A 13,034-nucleotide genomic window follows, 5' to 3' on the forward strand; every position below is an offset into this window, starting at 1 on the left:
TTTTCATTATTGGCTTTTCACTACTGATCTCTCACTCCAATGAACAAAATCCTCATAGCAAACCGCGGTGAAATTGCGCTGCGGATCATCAGAACGGCAAAAAAAATGCGGATCGGCACGGTGCTGATCTATGCCCCCCAGGATGCCGGTGCGGCCTACCTGGAAGAGGCAGACGAAACGGTATTGCTGGATGGACAATCGCTAGGCGACACCTACCTCAACAGCGATCGCATCATCGCCGCAGCAAAAGCCATTGATGCGGATGCCATCCATCCGGGCTATGGCTTCCTTTCCGAAAATGCGGCATTTGCAAGAGCGTGCAGGGATGAGGGTATTATTTTTATCGGTCCCACACCCGAAGCCATGGAGGCTATGGGCAATAAGATCGCTGCACGTAAAACCGCCCAGGCTGCCGGAGTTCTGGTTACGCCCGGCATTACCGGTACGGTGCCTGAACTGATGACCCGTTACAACTCGGTTGGTTTTCCGCTTCTGATCAAAGCCGCCGCAGGTGGGGGCGGTAAGGGTATGCGTGTGGTACAGCAGGAAGCGGACTTAAAAGAAGCCCTGGAAGCAACCGCACGGGAAGCCAGGAATTATTTTGGTGACGACACGGTTTATATAGAAAAATATATTGAGGCACCAAGACATGTGGAAGTACAGGTACTGGGCGATCAGAACGGGCACATCATCCATCTTTATGAGCGGGAATGCTCATTGCAGCGAAGACATCAGAAGATCATCGAAGAAGCGCCATCACCTACCCTGACACCGGAAGTACGGGAAAAGATCTGCACTGCAGCGGTACAACTGGCTGCGGCTATCGGCTATCAAAGTGCGGGTACACTTGAATTTTTAGTAGGACCTGATCTCAGCTTTTATTTCCTTGAAATGAATACCCGCATACAGGTAGAGCACCCGGTTACAGAACTGATCACAGGTGTGGACATTGTCGAGCAGCAGATCAACATCGCCCGGGGCGAGCCGCTGGCGCTCCAGCAAAAAGAGATCCGCCAGAAAGGACATGCCATCGAGTGCCGTATCTATGCAGAGGACCCGGAGCAACAGTTTCTGCCATCACCGGGCACCATGAGCTTTTACAAAGAACCGTATGGTGAAAACATCCGCATCGATGGCATGCAGCTGCAAGAGGGCGCGATCATCACCGGAGATTTTGACCCGATGATCGCGAAACTGATCACCTGGGGTACGAACCGTGAAGCAGCCCGTACAAAGATGATCGAGGCATTGGAACAGTACTTTATTTATGGCATCAAAAACAATATTGCCTTCTTACTCGGACTGCTGCATCATCCGGACTTTACGGCCAACAGGATCTCCACAAAATACATCGATATACACCTGGCCGATCTGTTGCAGCAGCTTGAGAACCGTAAAAGGGCGGCAGACATACGGATACCGCTGGCAGCGGCACTGGTGTTCAGTCTGCACCCCAGGAACAAAACACCAGATTCCATTTGGAACCGTATTGGCTACTGGCGACCGGTTCCTGAGATCATCCTGAACGCAGAAGGCCGTGATGTGACGGTGACGATCCGCCGGCAGGCGCTCCCGGCTGTCGATTTTGAATACGACGCCACAATAATGGAAGCAACCCTGACACCTGCGGGAGCACAGCAGTTTACTATTACGCTGAACGGACAGTCACATCCGGTACATATTTTTGAAACAGCACCGGGTGTGGTTATTGTACGTTACAACGGGTTTGATTATATCATAAAGCGCAATGATGTGCTGCATATTGCTGCGGACAGCACCCCGCCTCCCTCCGCCGTAACCTCAACAGCCGGAAACATTTGTTCTCCTATGCCGGGTAAAGTGATCAAAATTTCGGTGGAAACAGGTACCACGGTGCAGACCGGTGACCTGTTGCTGATCGTGGAGGCCATGAAAATGGAAAACAATATCCTGAGCCCGAAGAACGGAACCGTAACCGCCATAGAGGTGGCAGAAGGAGATAAAGTAGATACCGTAACCACACTGATTCATATAGAAGAAGCAACCAATAAAAAATAAAGCGATGGACTATACATTAAGCGAAGAGCATCAGGCGATCCGGGAAATGGTGCGGTCATTTGCAGAAAAAAGCATAAAGCCACAGGCACGGGAACTGGATGAACGGGAAAAATTTTCACCGGAACTCACCCGGCAGATGGGCGAACTGGGCCTGATGGGCATTTATCTCCCGGGGAAATACGGAGGTGCCGGTATGGACTACCTGGCCTATATCATCGCGGTAGAAGAAATAGCGCGGGTGGATGGATCACAGGCCGCTACCCTGGCCGCCCATAACTCCCTTGGTATCGGTCCTATTTATAATTACGGTTCGGAAGAACAGAAACTGAAATACCTGCCCCAGCTCTGCACCGGCACAGCCCTGTGGTCCTTCGGCCTGACCGAACCCGGTGCAGGAAGCGATTCCCGGGCATCAAAAACGACCGCAAAAGCCGATGGGGATCATTGGGTGATCAATGGTAATAAGATCTTTATCACCAATGGCTCTGTTTCCCTTAACCAGGGCACCACCGTACAGGCGGTAACCAATGAGGCAAACGGGAAAAAAGAATTTACCACGATCATTGTGGACCGGGATACCCTGGGCTTTTCGCAGCAGGCGATGCATGGCAAGATGATGTGGCGCGCCAGCGACACTGCACAATTATTTTTTGACGACTGCCGTGTACCGAAATCACATACGCTGGGGCCGGTAGGCGAAGGGTCAAAGATCATGCTGCGTACACTGGATGCCGGCCGGCTGAGTATCGCCGCCATGGGCCTGGGTTGTGCGCAGGGGGCTTTTGAAATGGCATTGAATTATGCACAGGAACGCAAACAATTCGGAAGTGCAGTTTCATCGTTCCAGGTCAACCAGTTCAAGCTGGCAGATATGGCCCTGAAAATAGAACTGGCACGCACTTTTTTATATAAGGCCTGCTGGCTGAAAGATACCGGTCAACCTTTTACAAAAGAAGCAGCGATGGCAAAGCTTTATTGCTCAGAAATTGCCAAAGAAGTGACCGATGCCGCTGTGCAGCTGCATGGCGGGTACGGACTAATGAAAGAATATAATATAGAACGCTTTTACCGGGATCAGCGGCTGCTGCAGATCGGGGAAGGCACTTCTGAGATACAACGGATCGTGATCGCAAAGCAGTTGGGGCTTTAAGGCTCAACATTAAACCTGAAGCCCGGAACAACCGTCAATACATCATTTGAAAAGAAATATCGAAAAAAACGGACATGAGCAATTCAGACCGCATCCACCTTACGGAATGTCCCCGCGACGCGCAACAGGGACTTCCCTATACCATCCCCCCGGAGAAGCGGGCCGCTTATATTAACAGGCTGATGCAGGTTGGCTTTGATATCATTGACTTCGGGAGTTTTGTATCGCCAAAGGCGGTACCACAAATGGCAGAATCGGCAAAAGTGCTGGAGGGAATCACCAAAGAAGGTTCCGCTACCAGGCTGCTGGCCATTATCGGCAATGCACGGGGCGCCACCGAAGCAGCGGCACAACAAAAAGTAGATATTCTGGGATTTCCCTACTCAATCTCTGATACCTTCCTCGAAAGGAACATCCATTCAGATTCCTCCAGGGTACTACACGCACTGAATGAAATTGCGGATATCAGTCAGGGTGCGGGGAAGGAGCTCCGGGTATACATCAGCATGGCATTTGGAAATCCTTATGGAGATGAGTGGTCGGAATTTATTATACAGGATGCTGTTTATCTGCTGGCGGGCAAGGGTGTTCAAACCATTACTTTATCTGATACCACGGGTCTGGGCACACCGGATATGATTTACAAACTTTTTCAAACTTTAATACCACGGTTTCCCGGTATAGAGCTGGGATTGCACCTGCACACAGTTCCGGAAGCAGCATATGATAAGATCGATGCCGCCTGGAAAGCCGGCTGCCGCAGCTTTGACGGCGTCCTTAACGGGTTAGGCGGCTGTCCGCTTACAGGTTATGAATTGCTGGGCAATGTGAATACGCTGACCCTGCTGCAATACTTCCGTGACAACAATATTGCAACGGGATTGGATGAAGCCCGTATCCGGCAGACCGCTGCGGCTTACCCGGATTTTATTGGGTTGAAATCTTAAACAGGATGCCGTAACTTACATAAAAAGCCGGTGATGAAGTTTATATATATGTTATTCCTCAGTTGCCTGTACTGTTTTTCAGCCGCACAACAAAAAGAAACCATGAATACTGACGACCTGCATCAACAACGGATCGAAACAAACAGGAAGGGCATGTGGGTACTATCCGGATGGGGCGTGGTGAATATGGGCAGTGGTATTATCGGAGCGTTAAGTACCAATAATACGGAGGTGAAGGCCTTCCATACAATGAATGCATTATGGGGGGTGGTCAATACCGGCATTGGTGTTTTAGGCCTGATGCGTGCCAAAAAAGAAAAGGGATTGTCTGTTTCAGATGCCGGTAAATACAGGGCTTATAAAAATGTAAAAAAATTATATGCGATCAATGGCGGTCTTGACCTGTTGTATATGGGCACCGGGATAGTTTTAACAACCAGTGCGGATAAGGCAAAGAATCCGGCAAGAAACAGAGGGTATGGAAATTCACTGATCGTTCAGGGAGCAGGGCTGCTCTTATTTGATGCCGCCATGTACCTGAGTCATCAAAAACAACAACGCTGCTGGACAAAGGCGGGCCCTGAATTTGCTGTTACGGAAAGCGGAATTGGTATGGTTTATCATTTGTAGTGATCAATGAGCCACGAAGACACATAGGCACGAAGAAACACAAAGAACAAGTCTTCGTGATACTTGAGGACTTAGTGCCTTCGCGACAAAAGAACACAGGTCACTAAGACACAGAGACTCAAAGAAACATAAAGGACAAACCTTCGTGATACCTGGAGACTTAGTGTCTTTGTGGCAAAAGAATACAGGCCACCAAGACATAGAGGCACGAAGAAACACAAAGAACAAACCTTCGTAATACCTGGAGACTTAGTGCCTTCGTGGCAAAAAGAACACAGGCCACCAGGATACAGAGGCACGAAGAAACACAAAGAACAAACCTTCGTGATACTTGGAGACTTAGTGCCTTCGTGGCAAAAAGAACACAGGCCACCAGGACACAGAGATATAAAGAACAAGCCTTCGTGGCAAAAAATAAATAACATGAACAAAGTTGTACAAAACGCACAGGAAGCTATCGCCGGTATTGAAAGCGGCATGACACTGATGGTAGGTGGCTTCGGGCTCTGCGGCATCCCGGAGAACTGCATCAAGGCGCTTACGGAAACCGGTCTGAGAGACCTTACCTGTATTTCCAACAATGCCGGTGTCGACGATTTCGGGCTCGGTCTGCTGCTGCAAAAAAAACAGATTAAAAAAATGATCTCTTCTTATGTGGGGGAAAATGCAGAATTCGAGCGACAGCTATTAAACGGTGAACTTGAAGTGGAACTGATCCCCCAGGGCACTCTGGCCGAACGCTGTCGTGCAGGCGGAGCGGGCATCCCTGCCTTTTATGTACCAGCAGGGTATGGTACCGAAGTAGCCGAAGGAAAAGAAGTGCGGGAATTCAACGGCAAACCGCATCTGCTGGAACAGGCGCTTACTGCTGATTTTGCGCTCATTAAAGCCTGGAAAGGTGACACGCATGGCAACCTGATCTATAAAGAGACGGCAGGCAATTTTAATCATCCCATGGCCACCGCCGGAAAGATCACCATTGCAGAAGTAGAAGAGCTGGTACCCGCCGGACAATTAAACCCTATGCAGATCCACACCCGGGGTTTATATAAAACGGATCTTCCAGGGAACGGATTATGAAAAAAGGATCGAACAATTGACGGAGCGGGAATAGCAACATTAGAGGATTTTTCCTGAATCGATTTTCAAGATGTTAAGTAAAAGGATCTGCAATTCCGGGAAAGGAAGAAGCTAATTATTTCTTAATTACCACTCGCTAAAAAATAAACAATGGCACTCACAAAACAACAGATAGCGCAACGCATTGCACAGGAACTGAAAGACGGTTATTACGTTAACCTGGGTATCGGCATTCCGACGCTCGTTGCTAATTATATCCCTGAAGGTATGGAAGTGGTCCTCCAATCGGAGAACGGTATGCTGGGCATGGGCCCGTTCCCGAAAAAAGGGACGGCCGACCCGGACCTGATCAATGCCGGTAAGCAAACGGTCACCCTGCTGCCGGGTGGTGTTTATTTTGATTCCGCAACCAGTTTTGCAATGATCCGCGGCGGGCATATCGACCTTACCGTACTGGGGGCTTTTGAAGTAAGCGATACCGGCGATATCGCCAGCTGGAAGATCCCGGGGAAAATGGTGAAAGGTATGGGTGGCGCCATGGACCTGGTGGCAGCTGCTAAAAACATTATCGTAGCCATGCAGCATACCAGTAAGGACGGACAATCCAAGTTATTAAAACAATGTACGCTTCCCCTTACCGGTGTAAGATGCATAAAAAAAATTGTATCCGACCTGGCCGTGCTTGAAGTTACCGATGAAGGCTTTGTACTGCTGGAACGCGCGCCCGGAGTATCTGTGGAGGATATAAAAAAAGCGACAGAAGGCCGGTTGGTGATAAAGGGCGATGTACCGGAAATAAAACTGTCATAATCAGGACAACACATTTATCAATATGTTGTAGTCATTTATGGAAAAAATACCCTGTTTCAAATATACCAAAGATCGCCGGTCATTGATCCTACCCTTTCTGCCAGGTTCCTTTTGTCTTAGCTATCGCGATCAGCCGCATGCCTTCCGCAGTCATTTTTCCTTCTGCGATCATGCGTTTTGCCCGTTCTATATTGGGCTGGCTCCAGTTGCTTTTCCGGGAATTGCGTGGTGAGAACGTAAGGTAATAACTGCCGGCGTCCCGTTTTTTACACAGACTGTCGATCCATCCGAAGCAAAGCGCTTCCTCCGTAGCCGCAATACGATCCACTGAGGGAGTATCATTGCTTTTGTGAAAAAGGATCAGCCAAACCGGCTCCTGTCTCGCCGCATTCTTTTGCAACCAGGTGCGCCATTGACGGCGGGTTTTGGCATACACTGCCATTTTTCCATCTTTTATTTCCATTATTAACGGGTTTTATTTTTTTCGATAATCTCTATTCCGTCCTTACCGGTCATCATCCTGAAAACAGAACCAAACGGATCCACGATAACTGCCGTTTCAAAAAGCCCCTTCCCCTCGCTGTGATCAGTAACCGGCTCCTGCGGGGCAGTGCCCTTTACCAGCAACCGGTAAAGAATGCTTTGAAGATCATTTGCCTGCCATTGAGCTATTGTAGTCATAACATCCGGGTTTAAAGTGAATCAACAATACAAAGCTATTATGAGGGTGTGACAACCTTATGTCAGCAGGAAAACAGGTATTTTAATTATTTTCTGAAGGGCCTCCAATCCGTTTAAAACAAATTATATCAAATTGACAATCAAATATCTGAAACACATAAACAAAGACATCTTCCGGGCATTTTTTTAAGGGGTCTGTAAAAGCCTATACCAGTGTATTCAGGAAAGGTGAGGAATGTTTATCCGGGTGTTTTTATTCTTATGAAAAACGGGTGGCGTAACAATCCGGAAATCTGTACAGGCTTCCTTTCAGCAAAAAAGTCCCGGCGCTAACCCAGGACCTTCTATTTGTAAGCGTTAGTTTCGGTGCTAACGTAAAACAAAAATAATAATAAATAATACCTCCTTCATTATCCGGGCCATTATTTCCTGTCATGAATTTTAGTGACAAGAACGGCCGTCAGGTCTGCTTTGCTTCATTTAACTCCGCAAGAATCGGATTGTTTGCCCCTGCCTTTTTTACCAATTTTGCCCAGTTACAAAACAACAAAATATGCAACAATTAGAACAAAAACGGGCGCTGGTTACCGGCGCCACCAGCGGCATCGGCAAAGCAGCAGCAATGGATTTTATCGGTAACGGCGCATCGGTGATCATCACCGGTCGTTATGAGCAAACGGTATCCGAAACCGTTTCGGAATTAGGACCGAACGCTTTTGGAATTGTGTCGGATGCCGGCAACATGACGGATCTGATGACACTCCGGGAAAAGACAGCCGCCATCTTCCCGGCCATCGATATCCTTTATGTAAATGCCGGCATCGGAAAGTACGCTTCACTGGAACAGATCGATGAAAGTCATTTTGACGAGATGTTCAATATCATGGTAAAGGGAACGCTGTTTACGGTGCAGCAGTTGCTGCCCATGGTACGACCCGGAGGCGCCATTATCCTCAACACCTCCATCGTTACCCAGGTAGGTATGCCTTATGCAGCCGTGTATTCGGCGGCAAAGGCCGCTGTGCAGTCCTTTTTGAAAACCTTTGCTGCTGAGCTGGCACCCCGGCAGATCCGCATCAACGCAGTAAGTCCCGGTCCCATCCAGACCAATTACCTCGACCGGTCCAATCTTTCTCCCGAACAGGCTGAAACCTTTGCCCGGTCCTTCGCACCGGAGATCCCGGTGGGCCGTTTTGGTCAGCCGGAAGAAGTGGCAAAAGTGATCTCCTTCCTGGCCTCGGATGCCGCTTCTTTTATGCATGGGGCGGAGGTGTTTGTAGATGGCGGATTTCCCACTATTAAAAAAATGTGGTCATGAACTTTAAAGAACGTTTTGCAACGCAGGACTGGTCAGCTATTACCGCTTCCCTGCACGAAAAGGGTTTTGCACTGATACGGGGTGTTCTTACCACGGAAGAATGTACTTTTTTTCAGGCCAGCTACGATCATTCCGGCGGGTACCGCAAGGTAGTGATAATGGAGCGGTACCGCTTTGGAAAAGGAGCGTATAAATACTTCCGCTATCCGCTGCCCGAGCCGCTTGCAGCCATAAGGACCCATCTTTACCCTTACCTGGTGCCGGTGGCCAACAGCTGGTTTAAAGCGCTGGAGATTGACATGCAGTTTCCTGCAAACCATTCGGAACTGCTGGCACAGTGTCATGTCCATCAGCAATTGGAGCCCACCCCACTTATCCTTAAATACGATGCCGGCGGCTACAATACCCTGCACCAGGATCTTTATGGCCTTATCTATTTTCCCATCCAGGCAGTATTCATGCTCAGTCAGCCGGGGACAGATTTTACCGGCGGCGAATTTGTATTGACCCAGCAAATACCTCGTTCTCAGTCAAGAGCCATTGTGCTGCAACCGGAACAGGGAGACCTGTTGCTTTTTACCACCAATTTCAAACCCGTAAAGGGCACAAAAGGGTATTACCGGGTCAATATGAAACATGGCGTCAGTGAAGTACGGGATGGTACGCGCTATACCCTGGGTATTATTTTTCATGATGCCCTCAGTTAGCTGCGGCAATAATTTAAAAGACAGCACACTTTATTTATGGTGCTGTCTTTTTTTATAAAAAGTACCGGCGCTCAGATCTTTCCCCCGGTACCAGCCGCCCGCTCAGGCATTACCCGCAACAGGTTTGTAAGTTAACAGCTGTACGCCTTTTTCCAGTTGTTCGCTGCGAACCAGTTCCAGCGCTGTGGTCAGCCCGTTAAACAACGTGCCATTCCCGGTGCCTACAATATACGGCTGTACCAGCAGTTGCAGTTCATCCACCAGCCCCGAGGCAATCAGCAATTTTACCAGTGTAATGCTGCCCTGCACCAGTATATTGCCATCTGCTTCCTTTTTAAGATCAGCAATACGCTCCGGTACGCCCCCGCTGATAATAGTGGTATCGTTCCAGGGAGCTGTTTCCAGCGTGGTAGAGACAACATACTTTTTTGCATTGTTCAGACGTTCCGCCACGCCCATTTCATTGTTCTTAAAAGCGCTCCAATAGGGATACAGCATCTGGTAGGTATTGCGGCCGTACAACATCACATTACAATTGTTAATGGTATCCTGTATCACCTGTGCGCGGCTGTCGCTGTGAAAAGGGTTGAACCATTCCGCCATGGTAGTGGCATCAGTGATGCCGTCTAAAGACATCCATTCCGTTACAATTAAGTTGCTCATTTTTTTAAATTTTTACACCACAAAAATGCGTACGGAAGGAACGATAAAATAGTATGGAACCGACAAAATCAGAATTCGGGATTATATGGAGCTACTTTTTCCAGGTATTCCTTTGGGGTGATACCGGTGAACTCTTTAAACACTTTTATAAAATGGCTCTGATCGGCAAAGCCGCTGTTATAAGCCACATCTGTAAGCCGTAAGATCTTTTTCCGGTTTACCTGCTGAAAGGCAAACTGGAACTGGCAGATACGCCGGTAAAGATTGGGAGTAATTCCGATATTATTTTCAAACAACCGCTGAAAACTTCGTTCGGTAATATACAATTCCTGTTGCAGGTCGGTTAGTGCATAAAGACCGTTGGTCTGCATCAGGCGGCCGGTGGCAAATACCAGCTTTTCATTTCCAGGTCCGGCACCCCCGGCCAGCTTCACGATATAATCATCAATCAGACGCAACCGCTCTCCCAGCGATGCCGCTTCCAGCAGTTTTGCTTCCAGCTCCCGTTCACCAGCTTTCTTCAGCAGTTTAAGATCAGCAAAATCATCAGTGATTTCTTTTGGATTTATATTAAATAATTGCTTCAGGTATTGCGGGTAAAAAAAATAAGCAATAAAGCTAAAGCCCTCTTTCAATACCAGCTCCGCCGGTCTGATGGTTTGTCCATAAAGGGTGAGATGCCCTATTCTGTTCCCGTCCTTGGTTGCGGCCGCACTCTGAAAAATCAGCGTGGGAAATCCGTTGGCAAAAAGCGGGATCACAAAATCCTCGGCGGCGTTCACATCTTCGATCACCAGGATGCCGCTTACAAAATCCGACACCGGCTCCGGCGGTAAAAAGAATGCGGTTTTCATCGGATCAAAACTACATAAAATAAAGATGACGGATAAAATGTGGGCAGCGGATTTACTTACTAACGTTACCTGCTGCCGGTAAGCTTACCGGTTTTCCATAAGCGGTTTTGGCTGTTTCCGCGTTTCGCTTTAGATTCGCATTGCTTTACAGCAATTGTGATTGACTATTTCGGTATACCTCTTAACGGATCCTCAAATTTAACTACATATCAAACTATCAACAATGAGACAAATGCTCCGCGGCTATTGTTACGTGCTGTCCGTAATAACCGCACTCTTCCTCACTTTTACGGCACGCTCCCAAACGATCACGCCGGTTGAAACAGGAGGTTACTATACCGCCCTGGCAACAGACAAGGCCAATAACATTTACGTGACCCGGTATAACGGCACCAATTATGAAGTAGCAAAATATATAAATGGTACCGGCACTCCGCAGGTCATTTACAGCGGACTTGCTTTTAACAGTGTTGATTTTTCCTGGGGACTGGCCGTGGCCAGTAACGGTGATGTGTACATTGCAGCGTCCAATGTGGAGAACAGGGTGATCCGGCTTCCTTACAACAGCACCACCGGTAACTATGGTGCAGCTGTTACCTTTTTAAGCGGGAATTATTATTCTGCTCTTGCCATTGACGCGGATGATAACCTGTATACATTGGAATATGTTCTGGCGTCAGACGATTATGCTATTGTAAAATATCCCACAGGTCCTGCCAATCCGTCTGGTACACAGCTTTATCACGGGCTGTTTTATGGTCAATATCCTACCGGGTTGGTTATTGCACCCAATAAAGATATTTATGCCACTGACGGATTTGACAGTCAGGTCAGCAAGTTTGGAGCCGTTTATAAATTTACTGCAGCATCCAATTATACAAACCGGATAACAATTTCGAGCAATAATTACTCCAGTGCATTGGCACTCGACCCAGAAGGCAATCTTTATGTTTCGGAATACAACGGCAGTATTTTTGTATTAAACAAGTACTCCGGGGGTACAGGAACGCCCACCAAAATGGCAGACCTGCTGCTTGGCAGCAGCAATTTCTTTCCCTGGGGTATCGTAGCACTCAACAGCGGAAATCTTTATTTTGCCACCGGCGATGACAACCCGGGTATTGGCGGTGGACTCCTGCATTATCTGTTTACTCCTGCAGTACCGGCAAGTAATATCACCTTCAGCAATACCACTGCCACAGGCACCGCCATCGACTGGACAAACGGAAGCGGCAGCAGTCGTACGGTATTTATGGCAGCGGCAACTACCGGAACTCCCGCACCGGTTAACGGCACTACTTATACCCCGAATACCGCTTTCGGAAGCGGGTCGCAGATCGGCACCAGTGGCTGGTTTAGTATATATGAAGGTACTGGCAGCAATGTAACAGTGACAGGACTTACAGCCGGCACCACTTACCGGGTAATGGTGGTGGAAAACAATGGTGCTGCTTTTTACCAGGCGGGTACCGCTGCCAACAACCCGGCGAATATAACGGTGCTTAACCCGCTACCGGTAACGTTCGGGCCTATCAGTGCTATTTTGAAACACGACCGTTTGCAGGTGAACTGGAGCACGCTTGCTGAAAATAACAATGCCCATTTTGAGATACAGCTTTCTGCGGATGGCACTAATTTTCAAACCATCGGCCAGGTAGCTTCAAAAGCATCCGATGGTAACAGCAACCAGGAGCAACTGTACCAGTTTGAAAAAACAACTGCGCAGCTCCCGGTAACGGCTATGCTGCCCGCCGCAATCGCCCTGCTGATCGGCCTTGGAGCAGTTCGGCGTAGAAGGATACAACTGCTCATTGCCCTTGTGCTGATCATTGCAGCACCCGCCTGTACAAAAAACAGGGCTGCGCTGGAAAAAGATCAGCAAACCCGCTTAACGGTACGGATCATCCAGGTAGATAAGGATGGTACCCGCAATGTGTCAAAGACCGTTCAGGTCGTTCGGGATTGATCCGACATCTTTCTACTTTACTCAGGCCGGGACAATATTCCGGCCTTTTGTTTTGCATCGCCTGATGCGTCCTTCCGAAACTTTTTTTCAGCTTTTTAAATAAAATATTCTACAATTTTTGTTGGATTTGAATTTTTCCCTAATTTCACCCCGGTGTTTTTCATAGGTTAGCAACGGCCAGCTCTTTTCAG

Annotated in this window: 13 protein-coding genes; 9 read left to right on the forward strand and 4 right to left on the reverse strand. The window is 48.3% G+C overall.

The features are described from left to right. The first annotated feature begins 39 nt into the window (after nt 1-39). The 6 genes from K7B07_RS04290 (at nt 40) to K7B07_RS04315 (ending at nt 6,654) form a co-directional block, all read left to right on the forward strand. A complete protein-coding gene (locus K7B07_RS04290; protein WP_223707759.1) occupies nt 40-2,037 on the forward strand; it encodes an ATP-binding protein in 1,998 nt (665 codons plus the stop codon). Nucleotides 2,038-2,041: 4 nt separating this feature from the next. Then, nucleotides 2,042-3,187 (forward strand): acyl-CoA dehydrogenase family protein, encoded by a 1,146-nt coding sequence (locus K7B07_RS04295; RefSeq protein ID WP_223707761.1) that lies wholly within the window; start codon nt 2,042-2,044, stop codon nt 3,185-3,187. A gap of 74 nt (nt 3,188-3,261) precedes the next feature. Next, entirely contained in the window at nt 3,262-4,134 is an 873-nt protein-coding gene (locus tag K7B07_RS04300) for a beta/alpha barrel domain-containing protein (protein ID WP_223707763.1), read from the forward strand. Nucleotides 4,135-4,167: 33 nt separating this feature from the next. Further along, entirely contained in the window at nt 4,168-4,764 is a 597-nt protein-coding gene (locus K7B07_RS04305; RefSeq protein WP_223707765.1) for a DUF6992 family protein, read from the forward strand. Nucleotides 4,765-5,187: 423 nt separating this feature from the next. Continuing rightward, complete coding sequence (locus K7B07_RS04310) at nt 5,188-5,844, forward strand: CoA transferase subunit A (RefSeq protein WP_223707767.1); 657 nt, start codon at nt 5,188-5,190, stop codon at nt 5,842-5,844. Nucleotides 5,845-5,994: 150 nt separating this feature from the next. Beyond that, entirely contained in the window at nt 5,995-6,654 is a 660-nt protein-coding gene (locus K7B07_RS04315) for a CoA transferase subunit B (RefSeq protein ID WP_223707769.1), read from the forward strand. Nucleotides 6,655-6,742: 88 nt separating this feature from the next. Here K7B07_RS04315 and K7B07_RS04320 read toward each other — a convergent pair whose 3' ends face one another. Both K7B07_RS04320 and K7B07_RS04325 read right to left on the reverse strand, forming a co-directional pair. Beyond that, nucleotides 6,743-7,117 carry a YdeI/OmpD-associated family protein gene (locus K7B07_RS04320; RefSeq protein ID WP_223707770.1) on the reverse strand — a complete coding sequence of 125 codons (375 nt, stop codon included), beginning with the start codon at nt 7,115-7,117 and terminating at the stop codon, nt 6,743-6,745. A 2-nt stretch (nt 7,118-7,119) separates the two neighbouring features. Beyond that, nucleotides 7,120-7,335, reverse strand: coding sequence for a hypothetical protein (locus K7B07_RS04325; protein WP_223707771.1), 216 nt, complete (start codon nt 7,333-7,335; stop codon nt 7,120-7,122). A gap of 553 nt (nt 7,336-7,888) precedes the next feature. On the opposite strand from K7B07_RS04325, the gene K7B07_RS04330 reads away from it, so the two are divergent. Further along, complete coding sequence (locus K7B07_RS04330) at nt 7,889-8,653, forward strand: SDR family oxidoreductase (protein ID WP_223707772.1); 765 nt, start codon at nt 7,889-7,891, stop codon at nt 8,651-8,653. Beyond that, entirely contained in the window at nt 8,650-9,360 is a 711-nt protein-coding gene (locus tag K7B07_RS04335) for a 2OG-Fe(II) oxygenase (RefSeq protein ID WP_223707773.1), read from the forward strand. Before K7B07_RS04330 ends, K7B07_RS04335 begins: the two co-directional genes overlap by 4 nt. 102 nt (nt 9,361-9,462) lie before the next feature. Here K7B07_RS04335 and K7B07_RS04340 read toward each other — a convergent pair whose 3' ends face one another. Both K7B07_RS04340 and K7B07_RS04345 read right to left on the reverse strand, forming a co-directional pair. Continuing rightward, the gene (locus K7B07_RS04340; RefSeq protein ID WP_223707774.1) at nt 9,463-10,023 is read right to left on the reverse strand and encodes a dihydrofolate reductase family protein; all 561 of its coding nucleotides are present in this window, start codon (nt 10,021-10,023) and stop codon (nt 9,463-9,465) included. Between the two features lie 68 nt (nt 10,024-10,091). Beyond that, nucleotides 10,092-10,877: a helix-turn-helix transcriptional regulator gene (locus K7B07_RS04345; RefSeq protein WP_223707775.1), complete on the reverse strand. Its 786-nt coding sequence runs from the start codon at nt 10,875-10,877 to the stop codon at nt 10,092-10,094. A 223-nt stretch (nt 10,878-11,100) separates the two neighbouring features. Between K7B07_RS04345 and K7B07_RS04350 the strand changes: the two genes are divergently transcribed. Then, complete coding sequence (locus K7B07_RS04350; protein ID WP_223707776.1) at nt 11,101-12,843, forward strand: NHL repeat-containing protein; 1,743 nt, start codon at nt 11,101-11,103, stop codon at nt 12,841-12,843. The last annotated feature ends 191 nt before the right edge of the window (nt 12,844-13,034 follow it).

Source organism: Niabella beijingensis, from assembly GCF_020034665.1.
Lineage (GTDB): Bacteria > Bacteroidota > Bacteroidia > Chitinophagales > Chitinophagaceae > Niabella > Niabella beijingensis.

Coding starts and splice junctions, on each gene's coding strand:
- K7B07_RS04325 (WP_223707771.1), bottom strand. CDS start 7,335: ATGACTACAATAGCTCAATGGCAGGCAAATGATCTTCAAAGCATTCTT.
- K7B07_RS04305 (WP_223707765.1), top strand. CDS start 4,168: ATGAAGTTTATATATATGTTATTCCTCAGTTGCCTGTACTGTTTTTCA.
- K7B07_RS04340 (WP_223707774.1), bottom strand. CDS start 10,023: ATGAGCAACTTAATTGTAACGGAATGGATGTCTTTAGACGGCATCACT.
- K7B07_RS04310 (WP_223707767.1), top strand. CDS start 5,188: ATGAACAAAGTTGTACAAAACGCACAGGAAGCTATCGCCGGTATTGAA.
- K7B07_RS04350 (WP_223707776.1), top strand. CDS start 11,101: ATGAGACAAATGCTCCGCGGCTATTGTTACGTGCTGTCCGTAATAACC.
- K7B07_RS04300 (WP_223707763.1), top strand. CDS start 3,262: ATGAGCAATTCAGACCGCATCCACCTTACGGAATGTCCCCGCGACGCG.
- K7B07_RS04330 (WP_223707772.1), top strand. CDS start 7,889: ATGCAACAATTAGAACAAAAACGGGCGCTGGTTACCGGCGCCACCAGC.
- K7B07_RS04295 (WP_223707761.1), top strand. CDS start 2,042: ATGGACTATACATTAAGCGAAGAGCATCAGGCGATCCGGGAAATGGTG.
- K7B07_RS04320 (WP_223707770.1), bottom strand. CDS start 7,117: ATGGAAATAAAAGATGGAAAAATGGCAGTGTATGCCAAAACCCGCCGT.
- K7B07_RS04290 (WP_223707759.1), top strand. CDS start 40: ATGAACAAAATCCTCATAGCAAACCGCGGTGAAATTGCGCTGCGGATC.
- K7B07_RS04315 (WP_223707769.1), top strand. CDS start 5,995: ATGGCACTCACAAAACAACAGATAGCGCAACGCATTGCACAGGAACTG.
- K7B07_RS04335 (WP_223707773.1), top strand. CDS start 8,650: ATGAACTTTAAAGAACGTTTTGCAACGCAGGACTGGTCAGCTATTACC.
- K7B07_RS04345 (WP_223707775.1), bottom strand. CDS start 10,877: ATGAAAACCGCATTCTTTTTACCGCCGGAGCCGGTGTCGGATTTTGTA.